At 33.0% G+C, this 20,973-nt stretch carries 16 protein-coding genes, 1 tRNA gene and 1 riboswitch; of the genes, 7 read left to right on the top strand and 10 right to left on the bottom strand.

Going from position 1 to position 20,973, the window contains the following annotated elements:
- Positions 1 to 170 precede the first annotated feature (170 nt).
- On the bottom strand, positions 171 to 1,559 hold the full coding sequence (locus QO200_RS18790) for a dipeptidase (protein WP_371543403.1): 1,389 nt from the start codon (positions 1,557 to 1,559) through the stop codon (positions 171 to 173).
- 112 nt (positions 1,560 to 1,671) lie between these two features.
- Between QO200_RS18790 and QO200_RS18785 the strand changes: the two genes are divergently transcribed.
- The 4 genes from QO200_RS18785 (at position 1,672) to QO200_RS18770 (ending at position 4,039) form a co-directional block, all read left to right on the top strand.
- A tRNA-Leu gene (locus tag QO200_RS18785) sits at positions 1,672 to 1,753 on the top strand.
- A 489-nt stretch (positions 1,754 to 2,242) separates the two neighbouring features.
- Positions 2,243 to 2,346: riboswitch (SAM-I-IV-variant riboswitch) on the top strand.
- Positions 2,347 to 2,404: 58 nt separating this feature from the next.
- Positions 2,405 to 2,791, top strand: coding sequence for a hypothetical protein (locus QO200_RS18780; RefSeq protein WP_371543401.1), 387 nt, complete (start codon positions 2,405 to 2,407; stop codon positions 2,789 to 2,791).
- Positions 2,792 to 3,200: 409 nt separating this feature from the next.
- The gene (locus QO200_RS18775) at positions 3,201 to 3,602 is read left to right on the top strand and encodes a hypothetical protein (RefSeq protein WP_371543398.1); all 402 of its coding nucleotides are present in this window, start codon (positions 3,201 to 3,203) and stop codon (positions 3,600 to 3,602) included.
- Positions 3,603 to 3,619: 17 nt separating this feature from the next.
- Positions 3,620 to 4,039: a DUF3157 family protein gene (locus QO200_RS18770; protein ID WP_371543395.1), complete on the top strand. Its 420-nt coding sequence runs from the start codon at positions 3,620 to 3,622 to the stop codon at positions 4,037 to 4,039.
- Between the two features lie 147 nt (positions 4,040 to 4,186).
- On the opposite strand, the gene QO200_RS18765 is transcribed toward QO200_RS18770, so the two are convergent.
- The 9 genes from QO200_RS18765 to QO200_RS18725 all read right to left on the bottom strand — a co-directional run bounded on the left by QO200_RS18765 (position 4,187) and on the right by QO200_RS18725 (position 17,423).
- Positions 4,187 to 5,572 (bottom strand): hypothetical protein, encoded by a 1,386-nt coding sequence (locus tag QO200_RS18765; protein WP_371543392.1) that lies wholly within the window; start codon positions 5,570 to 5,572, stop codon positions 4,187 to 4,189.
- A 105-nt stretch (positions 5,573 to 5,677) separates the two neighbouring features.
- A complete protein-coding gene (locus QO200_RS18760; protein WP_371543390.1) occupies positions 5,678 to 6,085 on the bottom strand; it encodes a hypothetical protein in 408 nt (135 codons plus the stop codon).
- The gene (locus QO200_RS18755) at positions 6,085 to 6,372 is read right to left on the bottom strand and encodes a helix-turn-helix transcriptional regulator (protein WP_371543388.1); all 288 of its coding nucleotides are present in this window, start codon (positions 6,370 to 6,372) and stop codon (positions 6,085 to 6,087) included. The genes QO200_RS18760 and QO200_RS18755 overlap by 1 nt, the downstream gene beginning before the upstream one ends.
- An 80-nt stretch (positions 6,373 to 6,452) precedes the next feature.
- Positions 6,453 to 7,697, bottom strand: coding sequence for a hypothetical protein (locus QO200_RS18750; RefSeq protein WP_371543386.1), 1,245 nt, complete (start codon positions 7,695 to 7,697; stop codon positions 6,453 to 6,455).
- A gap of 138 nt (positions 7,698 to 7,835) precedes the next feature.
- Entirely contained in the window at positions 7,836 to 11,033 is a 3,198-nt protein-coding gene (locus QO200_RS18745; protein WP_371543384.1) for a type I restriction endonuclease subunit R, read from the bottom strand.
- A gap of 66 nt (positions 11,034 to 11,099) precedes the next feature.
- Positions 11,100 to 12,827, bottom strand: a complete 1,728-nt coding sequence (locus QO200_RS18740; RefSeq protein ID WP_371543382.1) for a DUF4209 domain-containing protein — start codon at positions 12,825 to 12,827, stop codon at positions 11,100 to 11,102.
- Positions 12,828 to 12,829: 2 nt separating this feature from the next.
- Complete coding sequence (locus QO200_RS18735) at positions 12,830 to 13,990, bottom strand: restriction endonuclease subunit S (protein ID WP_371543379.1); 1,161 nt, start codon at positions 13,988 to 13,990, stop codon at positions 12,830 to 12,832.
- On the bottom strand, positions 13,987 to 16,041 hold the full coding sequence (locus tag QO200_RS18730) for an N-6 DNA methylase (protein ID WP_371543376.1): 2,055 nt from the start codon (positions 16,039 to 16,041) through the stop codon (positions 13,987 to 13,989). The genes QO200_RS18735 and QO200_RS18730 overlap by 4 nt, the downstream gene beginning before the upstream one ends.
- An 86-nt stretch (positions 16,042 to 16,127) precedes the next feature.
- Entirely contained in the window at positions 16,128 to 17,423 is a 1,296-nt protein-coding gene (locus QO200_RS18725) for a phage integrase SAM-like domain-containing protein (RefSeq protein WP_371543373.1), read from the bottom strand.
- A gap of 423 nt (positions 17,424 to 17,846) precedes the next feature.
- Here QO200_RS18725 and QO200_RS18720 point away from each other — a divergent pair, with 423 nt between their 5' ends.
- The 3 genes from QO200_RS18720 to QO200_RS18710 all read left to right on the top strand — a co-directional run bounded on the left by QO200_RS18720 (position 17,847) and on the right by QO200_RS18710 (position 20,936).
- On the top strand, positions 17,847 to 18,563 hold the full coding sequence (locus QO200_RS18720; protein WP_371543370.1) for a hypothetical protein: 717 nt from the start codon (positions 17,847 to 17,849) through the stop codon (positions 18,561 to 18,563).
- A gap of 75 nt (positions 18,564 to 18,638) precedes the next feature.
- Entirely contained in the window at positions 18,639 to 18,917 is a 279-nt protein-coding gene (locus QO200_RS18715; RefSeq protein ID WP_371543368.1) for a helix-turn-helix domain-containing protein, read from the top strand.
- Positions 18,918 to 18,920: 3 nt separating this feature from the next.
- The gene (locus tag QO200_RS18710) at positions 18,921 to 20,936 is read left to right on the top strand and encodes a hypothetical protein (RefSeq protein WP_371543365.1); all 2,016 of its coding nucleotides are present in this window, start codon (positions 18,921 to 18,923) and stop codon (positions 20,934 to 20,936) included.
- The last annotated feature ends 37 nt before the right edge of the window (positions 20,937 to 20,973 follow it).

The following is a 20,973-nucleotide window of genomic DNA, read 5'->3' as shown; positions in this document are numbered from 1 at the left end:
AATGAGCCCGATACAATATCGAGCTCATTATTATCAAAATTAATTATAAATTTGTCCAAACTTTTGGGTTCAGTCTAGAGGAGCGGATTATTTATTTTAAAAAGATTTTCGATACTTTTTTGTTTTGTTCTTTTTTAAAAAAAACTGGAACTTTCAGTATCTAAGAAATGTTATTTAGACAACTCTACAAAATATTTGTAAAACAACGGAATAGTTTCGATTCCTTTAAGGTAATTGAAGATTCCGAAATGTTCGTTTGGCGAGTGAATGGCATCGCTATCTAAACCAAATCCCATTAGGATTGTTTTGCTTTTTAATTCTTTTTCGAATAAAGCTACAATAGGGATACTTCCGCCAGAACGAACTGGAATAGCCGGAACTCCAAAAGTCTCCGTATATGCCATGTTAGCGGCCTTGTACCCTATGCTGTCGATAGGAGTTACATAACCCTGACCTCCGTGATGTGGTGTAACTTTTACGGTTACTCCAGCAGGAGCGAGGCTCATGAAGTGTTTAGTGAATAACTCAGTAATTTGCTCCCATTCTTGGTTGGGTACTAAACGCATGGAGATTTTAGCGAACGCTTGACTTGCGATAACCGTTTTTGCTCCTGCACCAGTATAACCTCCCCAGATTCCGTTTACGTCTAATGTAGGACGAATAGAGTTTCTTTCGTTAGTCACATATCCTTTTTCGCCATAAACGTCTTTCAGGTCAAGTGCTTTTTTATATTTTTCCAAGCTGAATGGCGCTTTTGCCATTTCGGCTCTTTCTTCAAGAGATAGTTCCTCTACATTGTCATAAAATCCAGGAATGGTAATATGATTGTTTTCGTCATGAAGAGAAGCAATCATTTTTGCCAAAATATTGATTGGATTAGCCACTGCACCACCGTATAAACCGGAATGTAAATCACGGTTGGGTCCTGTAACTTCTACTTCGACATAACTTAATCCGCGAAGACCTGTTGTAATAGAAGGTTGTTGATTTGAGATCATTCCAGTGTCTGAAATTAAAATCACATCATTTTTAAGCTTTTCATTGTTGTTTTCAACAAAGGTTTTTAAGTTTACACTTCCTACTTCTTCTTCACCTTCAATCATGAATTTCACGTTACAAGGCAAAGTATTACTTTGGATCATGTATTCGAATGCTTTTACGTGCATGTACATTTGTCCTTTATCATCACAGGCACCACGTGCAAAAATGGCTCCTTCCGGATGAATGTCGGTTTTTTTTATCACAGGCTCAAATGGGGGAGAAGTCCAAAGCTCCATCGGGTCTGCCGGCTGTACATCATAATGACCATAAACTAATACCGTTGGCAAGTTTTTGTCAATTATTTTTTCACCATAAACAATAGGGTAACCGTCAGTTTCACAGATTTCTACAAAATCACAACCTGCTTTTTCCAGACTTACTTTTACCGCTTCAGAAGTCTCAATAACATCTTGCGAGTAGGCTGCATCTGCACTTACAGATGGCATTTTTAATAATTCTATTAACTCGTTGATAAAACGGTCTTTGTTTTCTTGTACGTATGACTTGATATTTTCCATTTATTAACTAATTTTTTATAGTTTCAAAAGTACAAAAAATAGAATTAAAAATTTTTTTAAAAAATGTTTTGAAAGTTCAAACTTATGACTATATTTGCACCCACAATTGCACGCGGATATGGTGAAATTGGTAGACATGCCAGACTTAGGATCTGGTGCCGCAAGGCGTGTAGGTTCGAGTCCTATTATCCGCACATACATTAAGACTTAAACAGCTGTTAATCAGTTTTTTAAGTCTTTTTTGCTTTTTGTATTCCCCCAATACATCCCCTCTTTCATAATTGTGTGTGTAAATGAACCTATTTAACCTAATGAAACTTCGACTACGTATTTTATTTAACTAATGGAATAAACTTCTTTTTCAACATTTAATAGGGGGGGGTGGAGAATTCTCGTCTACGGGGTGCCGGGGTATTCTAAAGGTCATTTATGTGAAGATAACGAAAGGGATTTTAAAAAAAATTTGGCAAAAAAAATTCTAGATATTGCATAAAGCACTGGCAATTCCCTTTGTTAAAAAGTGTTAAAAACACAAGTAGTCCGCACTATAGTAAAATAGGTGAACGAGTACGATAAAAAACACACCTTCTAGTTGACCTTCTATAGGCATAGAATAAGCATCATTTGGTAGGTCACGTTAAGTTCCATATCGATAAATCCAAAAAATAATTCTATATTTACCCTTCAAACATCAAGATTCTTTCCCTCCGGGAGAAAGAAACCAACCGAGACGAGAGTCCACGGTGGTAAATAAGATGAGGGCAGCCCGCCAAAATAAAGTGCTATTCAACTCCCTTTTTTATTGTCAAGATGTTCTGTAAATTATTAACTTAATTCAAATCATTATGGCTATCCATTTTATTGACAGTGATAAAATTGACATCACCTTCACCAACCTAATCATTAATGTTTCCAGTCTAAACAAATATGGGCTCTCGGTAAACGATTTTTCCGTAGAAAACAACCTATGGGGAAAGACGAATGGGAAGCTCTTGGTCATGACTGAAATGAACGAGCCCGCTTGGGAATTGCAGAAGATCATTGATACCATTTTAATCCCTAAAGGATTTGTCTTTGAGCGTGATTTTGTCGTCGCATTTGAGCAGCTTATTCACGGAGCGGGAAACAGCATCACATGTTTGATCAATCAAGAACTCCCTGAACTATTGGAGATTGATTGGATTAGCAGTGAAATAAAGATGAACGGTAATTTCATATGGCTTAAAAATTAAACTGAAGCCGAGAATGTAGCTATATAATTAAAGAAACAAAGACAGTCAATTTTCTTCCATTGCTTTTCATTATTCGTGGTATACTCTTAAGAGACTTACTTGCAAGCAGGCATATTAATAACTCAAATTGAGGTAAACCGTAACGTTTTTATAAAACATCTTAATATTTTAGCAAATATCACTAATTGTGGGTATGTTTTCTTTTAATTAGTAGTGTTATATTTGTTAAATTCACGGGCGTGATTTTTAATTTAATCCTCGTTAACAATTATAAAAAAATTGCTACAAAGACTCAATATAGAGCTTTTTCAAATACTGAATATTAGTAACATTGTAAAATCGGTCATTTAGTATCGATACATTAGCAAAATCAGATGGAAATGCGATTAACCAAACCTAAATATATATTATGAAAAATTTACTTTATGTTTTTACTGCTCTTTTGATTTTTTCTTGTTCATCTTCAGATGATAGCTCCGGTACCTCGAGTTCTGATATCAACCCCCCAACATGGATTCAAGGAACATGGAAACAGGAAGGCGCATTACAAGGGCAAGGGCTCGGGTTTAAATTTAGCTCAAATGATTTTTGTACTCTAATATTAAATGGGGACCTGTGTACACAAGGACAAATTGATTCATTTAGAAAAGCAGGTGAAAAAGTAACTGTTGAAGAGACAATATCAAGCACTTCATACAGTGCGAAAATTAATTATCCAATGGGACAGTCAGTAACCTATTCTTTTAGTAAAATATCAAACACTGAAATTAAATGGGAATCCTCAGCAGGCGTTGTATTTATAAAACAATAAACTTTAAAATTTTAATTATGAAAAAATTATTTATTTCAATCTTATTTATAGTTTCGAGTATTTCTATAGCTCAAAGCGCAACTGCAACGACAGAAGACGGAAAAAAAGTTGTTTTGAAAAGTGATAAAACGTGGGACTACATAAGTAAAACTGTGGTTTCTGAAAACGATTGTACTTTAGAACCAAATTATGTAGAACCAAAAAGCGAAAAGGGAATAAATAGTTGGCTTAAAAAATTCGACGCAACAACAGAGGATTTAAAAAACCATGTTGCAGTTGAAAATGAATGCGAGGTTAAAGATGTAAAATTGTTAAATATCTCTGAACAAAAAGGAAATGGAATGTATTCTCTTTGTGTAAGCGGAAAGAAAATGAAATATAGAAGAATGGGTACTGTATTTTCAAGATTAGATGAAGAGTTGTTTAAAGGGAAATAAAACACCCAACATTCACGACCACTAAACAACAAAACCCGCTACCTAGGCGGGTTTGTTATTATAGCATAATTGAGAGTGTAAAAGATTATTTACCTGTAAGATTATACTTTCTTGTAACAGTACGCTCACAGACATTAAACCCCCCCCTTAAACCCATGTTTTAGATTTAAGCATCGGAACAAAGCCTAGTTCTTTTAAAAAAGTAGTTTCCATAAAGGTTTTGACAATACTTGCTTTATCTTCTGTGGTTACGATACAATCGTGAAGAGTCAATAATGGAATTTTTTTTCTAAAATCTTTATTCAGTTGTCGGGCGACAATGTTAAGCATAAAATAGCTTTCGGTTTGAAGCGTCAGGTAGGAATAGAACCTGTGGTTTTTCTTTTTTAACTCCGTAATAAAAAAATGCATTTTCGGGAAATAGGATTGAAAAACTGCTTTTTCGTTTACGAACGTATTGGGCTTTGCGTTTAACATTGAGAGCATATTTGTTTTCACTACTTTTATTAAATCATCCATATCACCATCAAATTTGCGGTTAAACTTTTTTTCGACAGCACTCAATAAATATTCATCTGGTTTTAGCCTTTCATCAAATAAATGGATGGTGTGAAACCCGTCTACAAAACGCTCATATAGGGTCCCTTCCCCGATTTGAATTTGAAATTGCTCCAACTCTTTACTACAAAGGGCTACGCGCTTTTTTACTAACATATAATGATTATAATAAGTTTTAGTACTATTAATTATACTATTAAGATGACAATTGTTATTGGTTAAATTACTTAAGATAAAGAATAAAAATGTTGGAACAGATGCGGAAATGTCAATTTCGGCCAAAACGGAATTTTCATAGCGCAAGAATTTTCTGAACTCTTTAGGGAATCCCGATAGCGAAGTATGGATTCTTCCGTCAGTCTCTGGCTTGTGTGTCATATAGAATTCTCCATTGTTCATTTTCAATATTTTTGAAGCGTTTAAAAGATATTTTTGGTAATCTGAATTTTCTAAGTACAGACGTTCATTGTGGTTTAAAGCGTCAGACAATTGAACTGTAATTTTTTTTGGGTCTAGGTAGCTGGTGAGGAAGGAATAATGTTTCCTGACTGAAGGTTGAATTTTTAAAGCGAATTTAGGTTTGATTTTTTTCATCAAATTTTGGTCAGTAATAGTATAAATTTTTAGCTTTTTGTTAGCGTAAAACGGGGATAGTTTATAAGAAAAACTGTGACCTTTAGTATATGGCCTTCGCCAAAGAATGCGTCCTGCTCCCGAAAAATTTTCTATTAGATAATCGATGTGTTCGTTGTAATTCCTGCAAAAGGACTGTAAAGTTGTTGAAGAAAGACCGATAAATAATTTTTCAGTCGTAATTTCTTTATTCTTATCAATTTTGTAAGCCAGGTTTTTAATTACAAAATGTATAATTAAGTAAAAAAAATCAATATTGTATTTGAAATCTGGGGGAAACTGTTTTAATCTGGCTTCTAAATCGAGGTTTTCGGGTACTAAAATGGAATATGTTTTTTGCATAGTTGAGAAAAAAAAAGACAAAGCGATGCCACGTGTTGGGAAAACACCGCTTTTGTCTTAGGTTAAAAAATGATTAATTTTTGGGCAGAATCGCCCGTTTGTAGTTTATGTTATCTTGAAATTTGGTTCAAGAAATACAAATGCATTATCTAAATGACCCTTCAAATTTGGGTAATGTTTAGAGATGATTTTTTTCACTTGTATGCTGTCAAAATCGTATGGTTGTAAGTATCTTGACCAGCTGACGTCATAATGATATTTATACGTCTCTTTTGATTTTCCTCTCACAAGCATTCCGTTTCCAAGTAAGTAATTTAAATACTCGTTGAATCTCGGGATTTCTTTAATGAAATTACTGAATCTGCGCTCTCCTTCCTGATTGGCTGTTTCGTAGACAAAGCTGCCTAGAATAAATAATGCTACTTCCTTTTTTAAATTGGAATCAACCAAATCAATAATATTGATGTTGATTACTGTTTCTGCCATTTCTGGTACTAATAATACACTTTCCATTATGCGACATTGTTTAAAAGGTTATTAATGTCTTGGCGTAAATAGAAAACTTTGCCCTTTACTTTACGAGCCTGTAAAGTACCGTCTCTATTATACTTCCAGAGCGTAACATAAGAAATACCTAAAAGGTCTTTCGTTTGTTCTCGTGTGAGAATTTCTGTTTCTGGTTTTGGGGCTTGTGATGTAAAATTCATAACCTTCTGAAGTTCGGCTGCAATGCAGTCAGAGATTAAATCTCTTAAATCAGTAACTGATATTTGAATCAGTTGTAGTCTTTGTTCGTTCATTTGTAGTGTTTTATGATTTATTCTACAAATCTTAAAAAAGGGACAAAGGGAAAATAAAGGGATTTTAAAAAATGAAAAAATTATGGAATTGGCTTTAATCTTTCTTTTGTTATTTGAAGGTCTTTTTCTATTTTTTCATACAGTTTATCTATCTTTTTGGTATGAGAATCAATTCCTTTAAAATACTTTTGGTAATCCGTTTTACTGTAATTTAAAATATTTTTTTTGTCAAAATTTAAAATATATTTAAAGTTTTTTAGCTTCGAAAAATCAATGTTTTCATTTTCTTCGAAATATTCTAAAATGTAAAACAAATAACAAAAATTATAAAATTCAATTTGGTTTATGTCTGAAATATTACGTTTGTTTAAATTACTGTATTTATTGTTAGCAAGAATATTCAAAATAACATCTATTTCAGATTCGATAAAATTTTTAGTACTCAAAAAAACGACTAATTTTTTATGCTTTTCTTTCAAATGACTTAAGTCTTTTAATAAATCCTTATTGTCTGGAGTTGAATCGTTATTTTCAATGTTTTTAGTGTTAAATAATTTATCCTCCAAAAATTGGTATAGTAAATAATCAAGTGAATTTTCAAATCCCTTATAAAAAACTGTGTATACAATTTTAGAATGGTCTTCTTTGTTTAGAAATTCTAAATAACTGATTAATGATTTATTAAAATCAAAATAAAGACCTTTTTCATCGGAAAACCCTTTGAACTGAAAGTTATTATTTTCTATGCTTTTAAAAAGTTTTCTTTTATACTCATTTTTTTTGTTTTCAATATATTCTGTTGATAAATCGAGATTTAATAAATCTTTTGTCTTTTCGATATTAATTATTTTATGCTTCTCTATCTCAATAAATTTTTGAGCATCAAACTCAATAATATGAAGCATTTGTTTGTAATAACTTATAAAAACATTTTGATTATATTTTCTTAATTCAAGATATTTATTAAATAGCCTGTATAAATCCGACGTTGTAAATTTTAAATTTGTTGGCGGACCAAAACCGTCTCCATCGGGATAACCCTCTGTAAAATTTTCATTTAGATAGTTCAATAAATTATTTATTTCTACAGTACTAAGCAAATCAGAAATTGATTTTAATTCGAGATTACAATTTTGATTTAAAATTATCTCGCTTGTAAGAATACCTTCTTTTATAAAATCCTCATATTCTAAAATTTTTTTATCAGAAAAAGGGTCGTGTTCATCTTTTTGTCCAAAAAAATTTATGATATTCCATTGAATCAATTCCTCAACATCCATAAGAGTAAAAGTTGCAAAATCGATAACAGTTTGTTCTTTATTCATATTTTTAGTTTAGTAAGGCATTCTTACAATTTTTCGGACATAGGTGAAAAATAACATTACATTTTTGTTGTTTTTAGGACATATGTCAGAAGCAAGGTTTCAATCCCATTCTTTGTGAAAATCCCATACATTTTTTAATTATGCCACCCTACTATAATCGGCATATCTAGTTTTGAAGTAGTTGAACAGGATTTCTGTTTTTACTACGATATCGCCATCGCCGTATGTTGGATGGGGGAGTGTACTATATAAGTAATCATTGACTGCTTTTTTTACAGCGGATGCAGTTTGCACTTTCTCGGCCCAGCGATCGACGGTAAACTCGTTGGTTGTTAATCTACTCAGAAGTTTTCGGGCGGTGTCTTTTATTTCTAGTCTCTCTTTGTCGTTTACTTTCTTTCCTGTATTAAGCATATCAAAAACGGTCAGTTCGTCATCAGTAAGACTTTCTCGTTCTGCTCGTTTCTCTTCTTCAGACAAATCACCAAGCATCAGGATTAACTGGTCAAACAATTCCTTGACAGTAATGTATTCTTTACCGTTGTTGTAATTTTCGATGATTTCCTGATAGCGCTCGTAATAATCGATTCGTAGGGGGTTCTGGTCTAAGAGGCGATTCAATTTTTTATTCACTCGGTCTTTGAGTGACTGAACAGCTATGTTTTTGTTGTCTTTTATTTTAAGAAACTCCTCTTCAATTTTCTTAAAGTCCAGACCGCTTAAATCTATCTTTTGACCGTAGCCTTCGGCCTGTTCCAAAAGCACATCTAAACTTTCAATCGATTCATTCACCACACGTTGAACTTGTGAGATGATATGCGTGATATCAGCTTCGTCAATTTTGTCGTTCAGTAACGCATAGACAGCATTGATAGCATCTCGTCTTTCTTTATACTGATAGATGGAATTATCAGGCATCAAGGCTTTGTATTTCTTGAAAACCTCACGTGCGAGAACTCCAAATTTGTTCTTCGTTTCATCCTTTTGGCAAACTGCATTTAAGCCTTCTTGAATGTATTTAATACGGTACAAGTTATCTTCTTGTTCTGTGATTAATGAGATGTTGAATTTGCACTCGTCCTGAAGGAATAATTCTGTTGCCTGTACTGTTTCCTCCAAATCTGCAATTAGCTCCTCCAGTGGTCTCACAGGCGCTTCTATGCCGCCTCCGCCAGTGCCTTTTCCGTCCGTGCTTCCGTAGATAGCCAAGGCTTCAAGTAAAGCTTTGTATGTTTCTATATAATCGACTATCAAGCCGTTATTTTTGCCCTCATGAACCCTGTTTGCTCTGGCGATAGTTTGCATCAACGTATGCGATTTCATCGGTTTGTCCAGATAAAGAGTTGACAAACTTTTTACGTCAAATCCAGTAATCCACATGGCGCAAACAATAGCAATACGGAAGGGATGATTCTTTTCTTTAAACTCCTTTTCTAGGTCTCGGGTATTCATTTTTAAGCGGTGTGGCTCTATGTCTAATCCCCAACCTTCAAACTTGTCAATTTCGTTTTGTTCGTGGCTTACTATAACGCTAATTTCTGTTTCTTTTGCCCAGTCCCAATCTCGTTGTTGAGAGAGTTGTTCCTGTAAGTCCTCGATTTTATCAATTTCTTTTTTACGAGTCTGTAGATAGGTTTCCCATTCTTCGGAAATCAAATCATACATTTTTACCGCAGTCACTTTATCCATAGCCACAAACATGGCTTTTCCTTTATAGCCCCGTCCATTAAAATGAGAAACAACATCTTTGGCAATGGCTCTCAATCGTTTTTCGGCTGTAAGTATTGGATATTCTCGGGCAAACAGTTTCTTTAGTTTGTCTTGTTGGTCACTGTCTAAATCTTCCTGCTCAATGGCTTCTCTTATTTGGTCATTGATTATCGGATTGTCAAGTCGCAACTTTTCTCCTCTATTTTCATAGTATAAGGGAACGGTTGCTCCATCTTCAATAGAGCGTTTGAAATCATATTTAGACACATATTCACCAAAAATCCTGCGGGTCAATTCATCATCCTTAAAAAGTGGTGTTCCCGTAAATCCAATAAAGGAAGCGTTGGGTAATGCCTTTCGTAAATTTAAAGCAAGAGAACCTCCTTGTGTACGATGTGCTTCATCTGAGATTACAATTATGTTATCCCTCTCGGTTATGGTTTCTTCAAAGTTGAATTTGTGTATAAGGGAGAAAATATAGCGTTGGTCTGTTTTTAATAATTGCTTCAGGTGTTCCCCGCTAGTGGCTTTTACATTGACATCTTTGACAGCTCCTACTCCTGTAAAAGTGTTGTATATCTGGGTGTCTAGTTCGTTTCTGTCTGTCACCAATAGGAAGGTGTAACCGCCTCCTAGAGCACGTAAAATCTTCTGGCAAAGGAATACCATAGAATAGCTTTTTCCGCTTCCCTGAGTATGCCAAAACACTCCTAGCTTCTGTGCGTCTTCTTTCGTTATAAGTCCTTTTTTTGCTTGTTCTTGTACGGATTGAAAATGTCCTACGGCTTTATTAACACCTATGAACTGATGGTTTCTGGCTATTAATTTCACCACGGAGCCAATGGAGTTGTCGAATAACACAAAGTTCTCGAACAAATCTATCATTCTGGTTTTCTCGCAAACCCCTTTGAGTATCGAATCTAAACTTATGATTCCTTCCTGCTCTTCAGTGATACGCTTCCAGTCATTGAAATGCTCAAACTTAGAAGTGATGGCTCCTATTTTGCTTTCATGGCCATTGCTTAGAATGATAAAAGCATTAGTGTGAAACATTTTAGGGATGGTCTGTTTGTAGTCTTTTAAGTTGGTCTCAAAAGCTACTTTTATCTTTCTATGATGGGCTTTGAGTTCCACAAACAATAGCGGAATTCCATTAATAAAACCTACTATGTCCGGACGTTTTCTTCTTTTAGATTTGCCTTCTACCCACAATTGCTGTACGGCAAGAAAATTATTTTCCTCCACGTTATCAAAATCAAAAACCTTGATTTTCTTATTGCGGACAATTTCTCCCTTGTCATTCTTGTAAGTAACAGGAATTCCTTCTTTCAGGAAGTTGTGTTTCTCCTGATTGAGGTCTGGCAAACTCTTGGTGGCATCATCGCTATTGATGATTTGATAGGCCATGTCATAGGCTTGCTGGGGTAAATGAGGATTGATTTTTTTAATAGCTTTATAGAAACGATTTTTTAGTAAGACATCCGCCTCACTGGCTCTGCCAATAGTGCCGTTTTCGCCAAAGGTTTCCCCTTGGTACACATTTGCAATTTCCCAATGCAATTGATTTTTGAAAATATCAATACAGGTTTGCTCTATTAGCTTATCTTCTGAATAATCGTTTGCCATTTGGTTTTATTTTTAAGGCTATTGCCTAATAATTTTATTATAATCTAAGGTTATAGCCTTAAATTATTACTTAAATTTAAAATTTCCTAATTTCAAAAATGCACAGATTAACATCCAAATCATTGAAACAGAATAATCTTTAGGCGCATAAAAACTATGTGCCACATTATTTCTTAAATTAATTCCTTTTGAAGTAAACAAAAACTTGAAAAATGCTACATCATCCTCAGGAATAATTTTTGTAAACTTTTCATTGTCAAATAAATTGTCGAAACTTACGCGCATTTCTGTTTTCGATGTGTCTCCTTCGATTATTTGTGCGCCTATTTTATTTGAAAAATCTCTTAATACCCCTTCAAATTTTAAACATAAAGAATCAATTGCCAATATGTAACCTTCTGGAGTATGTGAATTATTTTCAAAATCCTTTTCTGACTGCTCAAAAAACAATTTTAATGGTGGCAAAATAAAATCTATCCATTTAAAAGAATAGTCTTTTCCATCGGGGTTAATTATAACATTAACGTCATTATACCAAGTGTTGTTTTCTAAAAATTCTTTAAGACTTTCAAAAGTAATTTTACCGCTTGATTGCCCTTTTAGAAAAACTTGTTCTAAATGCTCTTTACTAAATAATTGAAAATACGTTTGATATGAGTTGATACCTTTTGAATTATTCACACTTATATTTTTATTTTTATCGAAGGTAATTGTTGTAACTAGATCAAACGTTGTTGGTTTGGTAAATTCTTCTAATATCGAAGCTTTTGGAAATATTTTTTTCGCTACTGTAATATATTGATAAACAATATCCGAACTATTATTTTCAGTTAATTCTGTTGTGTGCTTATCCATTGATTTAAAATATTTATCAATAAACGGACTTTCAAATTTAGTCTCCATCTTGCCTAGTTTTATTGAGTTTTTTGAATCTTGAATTAATTTAGATACTTCATCTTGTTTAGATTTGTTTCCTGCTTTTTTAAAGATATTTAATGCTTCTAAATAGATATTGTGAACATAAAAACTTTCTCCTTCTTTTTTAGCTTCATCTAAATAGTAATCCCCTAATAGATTTTGATATTCCTGCTGCGATTTACCAATCTTTTGAGCCAAACCAATAATTAACTTTATGAAGTCTACTCTATGTTCGGGATACTTTATTGCACTTATTTCTGCTTCCACAACATCAAAAAAGAACTGTTTAGAGTCTGTTTTTAATTTCATATTGTTGCTTACAAAATCAATAATATGAAAAAAGCTGAATCCTTTAATTTTATCTTGCTGAATTTTATATTTTACAAACTGAATAACTTCATTTTGTTTATACTTAACTTTTTCTACCAAATAAATTAAATTATCAAACACATTTATAAAACCTCTAATTTCTAGATTATCAAATAAATCCAATTCGGTATTTTCCAATAAATCAAAATACGTATTAATCGCCTCAATAGCATCTCTTTTATCATTCGTTTTATGATATAACAAATGAAAATACTTAGATTTAAATTTTGGGTTGATGCAATTTAAAGTCCTTTGCTTTAAGTATTCTAAATCATCAAAGGCTTCCAAATCAGGAGAACAATAAGAACCCAATGAAAACAATGGAACATAAGTACCTTTTTTGAAATTAAAATTGTTAAAACAAATTTCAATAGTACAATTCTTCTTTTCTTCTTCAGAGATTAATTTATCCTGTAAAGGCTTTAAATTACTTGATAAACCAATATCCGTTTTGAAGAAATTATCTTCATTTAGATAAGTGTAATATTCTTCTAGAGTATTAAACATGTCTATACCTCTATTGTTCTATTCATCAATCTTGGCAACAATATATCTAGTGCTTCCTTTAAATTTTGACTATGCAAATTGAGTTTCCAAATTTGCTCATCAATTGGCTTGATAATTCTTTCAAATTCATCTACAACTTCATTTAATGGTAAAATCATAAGTTGATTTTCCAAATCATTTTTAGTAACTGAGTTAAAAATTGCTCCACCTCCAATCAAATCCTCTTGAAAGAAGTGATTTTTTAATTGATACAATTGAAAAGATTGACAGTTTCTCTTGTTCCTAATCGCTGACAAACCACGTCCAATTATTAATTTTTCAGGTGCAATATTCAACCTGCCAACAGGTGCTCTTACACTAAATAAAATATCACCTTCTTCAGCAATTCTTGTTACAACTGAACAATATGTAGAATGCGAAACAAATCTATGGCCATAACCAGTAACTCCTTGATGAAAAGGTAAGCCCTCTTTGTTTTCATTATAAAATTCAGATTTTGGACTCTGCCCCATAGTAAGTATAACTAATTCAGAAAGTTTTTTCATTTCCCACCCTACAGGCAAGCCACTTTCCACATCAAACTCTGTATGTTCATAATTTGGAAAACGGAAATTCACAAACCATTCTTTGTAAATATTTTGTGCCGTTTCTTCTAATAACTTGATGCGTCTGAGGTTGTTTTCTATTAGATCATCATAGTTGGATAGAATGCTGGCTATGTGTTTTTGGGTTTCGAATGTTTTTGGAATTAGTAACTTAAATTTCGGAATTGCTTTTTTGTTTCCGCGTGGCATTTTTGTACCATTTGCTCCTGACATCATGTAATCAAAAAACTCATCTTTTGACAATTGATAATATAGAAATTCAGGTATTACCTTATTTGTTTCTGGGTTAAAAACAATTACATCATTAGAACATCCGCCATCATTTTTTGCGAACCAAATTTTCTTAAAATAAGGTCTTATGTTTGAAACAAGTATGTCATCTGTCTTAAAAGATGAAGTGGTTTTCCCTGATGGAGGATAAGAAGAATTTACAACGCCTCCTTTTTCAGAAATCATGTTTTCTGTAGAAATATAATTTTTCTCGTTTAGTAAATTTGTTTCTATTTTAGCTGTTCTATATTTTGCTACATCCTTCAATTCAAATTCTTTCCAACTCATAATCCTAGGTCGTTTAAGTTTAACTGAATTTGCTCTGCAAGGGTAATGGCTTCTTCGTTCAGACTTTGCAATTCTACTTTTATTTCTGCCATTCGTTCTTCATAGTCAAAATCTTCATCAATCTGAGGAGCAACACCCACATAGCGTCCCGCAGTAAGGCTGTAATCGTTTTGAGCTATTTCTTCTTTGGTAACGACCTTGCACAATCCTGCAATATTTTGGTATTTTCCTTCAGGGAAACGGCTAATCAACCAATTTGCTTCTTTGTTGAAATAGAGGATTTGGTCAATGGTTTGGCTGTAATCGGTAAAGTCCAATTCTATTTCCTTGAGTTTATCTAGGACCTCTGTTTTCCATTCTTTCTTCTTGCGCAGGTCATCTTCCTTTCCCGCTTCCTTTACAAAAGCATTTACCGTTTTCAAAAGGTTATTGTAGCTTCGCTTGGCTTTCTTGAAATGGTCGGTTGTTTCTTTTGCAAACGTATGCAGTAATCCTGTATTGCTGTACGAAAGGGTGTTATCAGCATAGTGGTCGGCCACTTGTGTTGTCCAATAGGCGTCTTCCAAATCAATAGCTTCTCCCCATTTTACTATCCAGTCCTTTGGCAGCAATTTTTGAATGGAGTTGTTCAGTTCGTTATGAAAGCTATTAGATAAAGCTCGAGCTTGATTTTTCAATATGGCTAATTGCTCGTTTATGGTAGAGAAATAGCTTTCCAACGTTTTATGGAACACTTGGTTTTCACCGCGGTACAAACCCACAATGGCTTGAATGTTTTTATGTTGTTCTGGCGTGAAATCATGCAAACTGGAGGATACTTTGCGGTATACGTCGCGTAAATCAAGCATCAGGGTCTGGTTGGCTCTATGAGTGTCTTTTTCTTTTTCTCTATCAAAAAACCAGAGGGTACAAGGCAATGTACGGGTATAGAAAAATTTATTCCCAATAGAAACCATTACATCAACAGCTCCTGTTTCTACTAATTTTTGGCGTATGTCTTTTTCAGAATGTCCCGCATCTGAGGCAGAAGAAGCCATAACAAAACCAGCTCTTCCATTCTCATTCAAACAGGAATAGAAGTATTGTATCCAGAGGTAATTTCCGTTATCGTTTTTTGGTAATCCAAATGGTAATCGAGGGTCTTTCTTAACGCTGTCTTTGCTTTTATCTATTCCATCTACGTTAAAAGGGGGATTGGCCATGATAAAATCACATTTCCCTAATAGTTCGTGCTTGTCTTCGTAAAAAGTATTTCCTTGGAGGATACTGCCTTCCAAACCGTGAACCGCCATATTCATTTTGGCCAATCGGGTATTGGTGTCGGCTTTTTCCTGTCCGTAGAAGGTTACTCTGTTCGAGGGGTCGAAACCTTCTTCGTCCTCAATGAAGTGAGCCGTTTGTACAAACATCCCTGCAGAACCAACTGCTAAGTCGGCAACAATCCCGTGATTAGGCTGGATAATTTTTACAATGGTGTTTACCAGAGAAGGCGGCGTAAAAAATTCACCACCTTCCTGCGCTCCTATCATCGCAAACTTGTTCAGAAAGAACTCGTAAATACGGCCAAAAACGTCACCAGACACATCGTCTAAGGATTCGTCATTAAATACGCGTATTAGGCGCTGTATAAGGTCTTTGTCAAAAAGGTTGTATTCCTTAGGAAGGACTCCGCTCAACACGTCATATTCGTTTTCGATATTACGCATGGCTTCGTTGATGTGCTCTCCTAGATCTTCACTATCTGGGAGGTTTACCAAGGTTTTCCATTGGGCACTTTCGTTTAGGAAAATAGCCTTGGCGGTAAGAAAGTCATTTTTATCTATAGGACGTACGCCACGAGTAGGGTGAACGGGAAGTGTTTTTTCTATTAGTTGTTTGGCAACTACAAATCTATTGTAGGCATGTCTTAAAAAGATCAATCCTAATACGGGGAAGCTGTATTCAGAAGCGGTAAGCTTACTGTTTGCTCTTAAATCGTCTGCCGTTTTCCAAAGTCTTGATTCTAATTGTTTGAGTTGTTCTGCTGTCATGAAAATTATATGTGTAAACAAATATAACTTTTTAGATTGATTTATTTAGAAAATTATGGAGTCGCTTGGGATTATTAATTAAGAAATAACTTTCAAAGTATTACTCTTTAATCTTCCATTTTTCTCCAGTAATCTTTTAGTTTTTGAGCATATTCTTTCGGGGTGATCTTGATGTATCCTAAAAATTGTTTCTCGGTCTGATGTCCTGTTATTTTCATAATGGTTAGCGTGTCTATTTTGCCATATAGTAGGGTAGCGAATGTTCTTCTACAAATGTGAGAAGAGACCAACTCGTGCTTTGGATATTTACCAAATTTTTTTCTACTTATTATAGTCTTTTTGCCATCTTTCATGACTTCTGTTTTACACATTTTTGCCCCCTCTGTTTGCTCATTCAGTCCTGCAATTTTGGCTACTTCTTTAACGTAAGTATTTAATTTCTGGTCACTTATATTCCTAGGGAAGTCCCCATGCCTTTTTGCTAATATTTGTAAGACTTCCTGATGTAAAGGAATGATAACGGGGTAGTCTGTTTTTTTTGTTTGTATTTGAATAAACCCATCAATTATGTCTTTTTTAGATAATGTCAGAAAATCAGATATACGCAGACCTGTTCTTAAACCTATTATTAGCCAATCACGCGCATTGTCTAGGGAATCTTGCTCAAAATGAGTGCTGAATATTGCATTAATTTCAGTCTCTTTGAGGTATATATCATTTGTCTTATTGGTGGGACTGTAAAATTCTTGTAATTTATAATCATTAGGGATTTCATATCCTTTGTTATCGGCATTTCTGCAAAAAAGTTTAATGTCGTCTACGTACCCACCAATAGTATTTGGATTTAAAATCTGAACTGATTCCAAAAAATCAATAAAATTAGAATGAAACTTCAAATTGATTTCGGTAAGCTTTATTTTATTACCTATATGTTTTTCAAAAGCTGTAATCTTGTTTAGAGTAGTTGTATAATGTTGGATGGTTCTATTTTTTACAGGCGTGTTTGTTCGCGTTTTCTTTGTGCGAGATTCCTCAATGAAAGAATTAATGAAACTTGTTAAAAAGAGTCGTTCGTTTAATTCTAGGTCTTTGGTTTCTTTGTTTAAAAAGAAATCAATCTTTCCCTTGAGCCATTTACTATTTATTAAGATAGTCTCGTCTTCTAATTTAGAGCATTCATACTCTTTACGAACATAGGTGTCAAGTTCTTTGAGTTTGACATTAATATCTTTGAAACTTACCTCTTTTGTTGTCAGAATTTCTTGTTTCGTAGAGCTCCATCTTCCTTTTGGGCATTGTAAACCAGTTGATATTTCGATGTCGAATAGTCCGCCTTGCTTGAATCTAAAATAGATGGAGTTCCAATCGTTATCTGTCTTTATTCTATAGTTTCCAGTTGCCATAATTTATTCCTTTTATCAAATATAGGAATAAAATGACATTCCCCCAATAAGTACCCTGTTTTTTGTTAATTAAGTTTTATGTAATTTTATCACATGAAATTAAATAACGTTTAAAGTCTTGTTTTTGCTGGGATTTATGTTGTTGAATTAATCTTGTGAAATGTAAAGAAACATAGGGTTCGAGTCCTATTATCCGCACTTTAAAAACCCAAAACATTGATATTTAGTGTTTTGGGTTTTTTGTTTTTAAAAGTTGCCAAACGATTGCCAAACTGTAAAAAAAACTTAGAATTATTTTATTTTTTAACTATTTCAAAAATTACATAACAATCATACTTGTTTGTTTTTTTAAGGAATAAAAAATTTGATCCTACACTATCGTAATATTATTGAACCGACCTACTTACCTTAAATCAAACAATATTGGAACCTAATTATTTACAGTTAATAGTTAAAGCTTTTGAAAATGCAAAAACAACAGAGTTAACATTTGAATTACGTGAGAGACAGATTCTGGCAACAATTCAAAGAGAACAATTAAGATTTGAAAAAACAAAACAAATTGCAGAAAACACATTCATAACAGGTTGTGCTAAAGCTGTTGATGTTTTAACGAAATTTGTTGACGACAAACTTAAATCTGAAAAATACAAAAACAGCGAAAATTCATTATTTCACATATTAGGTACAAGCGTGAAAAGTTCACTTACAATAGGTCAGTCTTTTAATTATGAAACTCTTGCAGTGAATATATTATCGATAGTTCCAACCGCTAAAAGTACAGTGTGTTTCAACGATATTAAATTTATCCAATCAGTTTTTAAAAATATTGGTGTAAGTATATCTAAAGAGCAAGAAGATCAAGATCTATCAGAAACATCATTAGTGCAAAAAATTATTTACCTTAATGAATTAGGAATAATTGATTTACTAAGAAAAGAACCAAGTTTCGCTACAAGTATAAATAATTTAGCAACTGTAATCTCTGCGATAACTGGAGTTAAAAAAACTACAGTGCAACCAGTTTTAAATTCATTAATCAATAAAGCAAGCTACAGTAAAAACTATCCCTACAATACACAGTCAACAGTTGATAAAGTAAAAAGTCAGCTTATAAATCTAGGAGTTAGATCTAAATAGATTTAGATCATACTTTTTAGGGATCCCTAATTTATCCCTAATATTCTTTTGCCTCTTAATTTAAATATTTTAATTATGAGAGCAATACAGCTTTATGAAATTTCATTAGAACAACTAGAAAAAAGAATTAGTGAAAGCGTAAAAAAAGAATTAGAGATTTTCGGTAAACACTTCAAGCCTGAATCTCCAAAAGAATTTCTAAATCGAAATCAAGTAGCCACTATGTTAGGTGTACATGTGACGACGATTTTAAACTGGGAACGCAAAGGTATTTTAAATCCACTCGGAATATCAGGAAAGATATTATTCTTACGTTCTGAAGTTGAAGCGAGTCTTAAACCTTTGAAAGTCTAGTATATGGTACACTCACAAAATTCTAGATCCATCGACGTTATTGATGACTGGAAAGAAAAATTCACAAAAAGAATTAATCAACAATCAGGTAGTAAAAAGGTAAAATTCACTTTTGAAGATGCACTGATTAAAGAAATACTTCATACAGAAAGAGATAAGTTTTTTATCATTTCATATAATTATCTGAAGGAAAATCCGCCTGAAAGTAACGACTATATAAAATACGTTAGCGCTTATATTAAAACTGGAAAAAAGTTTAATATAAAGTATTTTAAAGGTGATGTCCAAAAACTAGATAATTATTACGCGAAAGTGGACGAAAAAAAGAAGAAGAATGAAACGTACAATCCGTTTAACCAAAAGGCATACAAAAATTATGTGATTTACATGGTACTAAAATTATACGGTGCTTACGAATCAGCAGACGATCTTCTATTTAATGTAAAAACAATTGATAGTCGTGAATATAATCCCATAACAAATATACCATCTGTTTTACGTGGCTTTTTACCAATCTCAATAAAAGAATATGATATAAAAAAAGCCTTCCCAACATTTTTAGACATTGAATTAGGGACAAATTTCAGGCATGAAGTTTATGATGTTTTAGGTAAAATAAATTTTGCTAAACTTATAAATGCAAACTCTATAGAAGGAAAAGGTTATTATTATACAGAAATAATTACAGAATTAAAAAAAGTTTATGGGGATAAAGCTTATCTCGTTTTAAGTGAAGCCCGTTTTTTAGTAAAAGGACAATTGTTTAAAGATTTAACAAAATACGAGAAAATATTCATAGAAAGATTTATTCAGGAAAACGATGTAATACATTATGTGCGTTTGCATGATGCAGTTATTTTACTAAAATCTCAAATTGTAAATAAAATCGTTTTTGATAAAGTTGAATTTGGAATTAAAGAAATTGAAGTGCCTGAAAATAATTCAGATGCAAAAGAACTGTTTTACTACATTGATGATGATGGTAAATTTAAAACAAATGCTGTTCTAATTCGTAATTATTTAGTCGCATCGGGTATTGTAAGAATAACTACCGCGGACGATAAAATACAATTAATTCTCAAAAAAAATAATATTGTCGAGTTCTTTAATTATAAAACGGATCTATTAATCTTATTACTTGAAGGCATCATAGAAACTGATGATAACTTTTCAGAAGTCGAGATTCTTATTTCACGTGAGTACAAAAACGACATATTTAAAGCTCTGCCACTGATTAAGTCAGAAAAATTAAATTTTTACAGAGATAATCAAAATACATTTGGCTTGTCTTTTGGGAATGGTTTTTTCTTAATGGATAAAGACAGTAAAATTGAAATTCACCCTTATGATTCAATGAAGGGTTTCTTTTACAAGCACAAAATTCAAAATCATGTGTTTACAAATACGACTGAAATCGGAGATTATGAAAAATTTGTCAACAATATTGGGGGAGATAATTCGGAAGTATTAAAAACAATTATAGGTTACATGGCGCATGATTACAAAGACCCTTCTAATTCTCCAGCAATTATATTGAGCGACGAAGGAGCAGACGGAACAAAACGAAATGGAGGCCGTGGTAAATCATTAATTTTTGGAGGATTAAAACAATTACTACCAACAATGTTAAAAGGAGGTAAAGAATTTAATCCTGATTATGATTTTGTTTTTGGAGATTTAGAAAACGGAATACGCTTGTATTGTATTGATGATGTAATCGCAGGCTTCAAGTACGACAGTTTATACACAAATATTTTAGGAGGAATTAATCGGCAAAGAAAAGGAACTAAAGCTGAAATGCTGGAATTTGAAAATTCACCAAAATTTTTAATAACGACCAATTGGTTAGTTCCATATTCAGCTGATGAAAACTCTACAAACAGGCGTTTTATTGAGTTCAAGGTTAATAATTATTATAACAGTAATTATTCTCCGTTTGATGAATTTGGTAAACTTTTCTTTACACAGTGGGACAATGCTGCAAATTCCAATGATATTGACCACCCAATTCCAATTTAAAGTAACCACCTGATTCCAATTCAAAATGACCACCTAA

This window comes from Flavobacterium sp. Arc3, assembly GCF_041431375.1.
Classification (GTDB): domain Bacteria; phylum Bacteroidota; class Bacteroidia; order Flavobacteriales; family Flavobacteriaceae; genus Flavobacterium.
Note: the sequence above shows the minus strand (reverse complement) of the source record. Positions and strands in the feature narration are given on the sequence as shown.

Excerpts from the sequence above, each read along its gene's own strand:
- QO200_RS18790 (WP_371543403.1), bottom strand. The coding sequence starts at position 1,559 with ATGGAAAATATCAAGTCATACGTACAAGAAAACAAAGACCGTTTTATC.
- QO200_RS18780 (WP_371543401.1), top strand. The coding sequence starts at position 2,405 with ATGGCTATCCATTTTATTGACAGTGATAAAATTGACATCACCTTCACC.
- QO200_RS18775 (WP_371543398.1), top strand. The coding sequence starts at position 3,201 with ATGAAAAATTTACTTTATGTTTTTACTGCTCTTTTGATTTTTTCTTGT.
- QO200_RS18770 (WP_371543395.1), top strand. The coding sequence starts at position 3,620 with ATGAAAAAATTATTTATTTCAATCTTATTTATAGTTTCGAGTATTTCT.
- QO200_RS18765 (WP_371543392.1), bottom strand. The coding sequence starts at position 5,572 with ATGCAAAAAACATATTCCATTTTAGTACCCGAAAACCTCGATTTAGAA.
- QO200_RS18760 (WP_371543390.1), bottom strand. The coding sequence starts at position 6,085 with ATGGAAAGTGTATTATTAGTACCAGAAATGGCAGAAACAGTAATCAAC.
- QO200_RS18755 (WP_371543388.1), bottom strand. The coding sequence starts at position 6,372 with ATGAACGAACAAAGACTACAACTGATTCAAATATCAGTTACTGATTTA.
- QO200_RS18750 (WP_371543386.1), bottom strand. The coding sequence starts at position 7,697 with ATGAATAAAGAACAAACTGTTATCGATTTTGCAACTTTTACTCTTATG.
- QO200_RS18745 (WP_371543384.1), bottom strand. The coding sequence starts at position 11,033 with ATGGCAAACGATTATTCAGAAGATAAGCTAATAGAGCAAACCTGTATT.
- QO200_RS18740 (WP_371543382.1), bottom strand. The coding sequence starts at position 12,827 with ATGTTTAATACTCTAGAAGAATATTACACTTATCTAAATGAAGATAAT.
- QO200_RS18735 (WP_371543379.1), bottom strand. The coding sequence starts at position 13,990 with ATGAGTTGGAAAGAATTTGAATTGAAGGATGTAGCAAAATATAGAACA.
- QO200_RS18725 (WP_371543373.1), bottom strand. The coding sequence starts at position 17,423 with ATGGCAACTGGAAACTATAGAATAAAGACAGATAACGATTGGAACTCC.
- QO200_RS18715 (WP_371543368.1), top strand. The coding sequence starts at position 18,639 with ATGAGAGCAATACAGCTTTATGAAATTTCATTAGAACAACTAGAAAAA.
- QO200_RS18710 (WP_371543365.1), top strand. The coding sequence starts at position 18,921 with ATGGTACACTCACAAAATTCTAGATCCATCGACGTTATTGATGACTGG.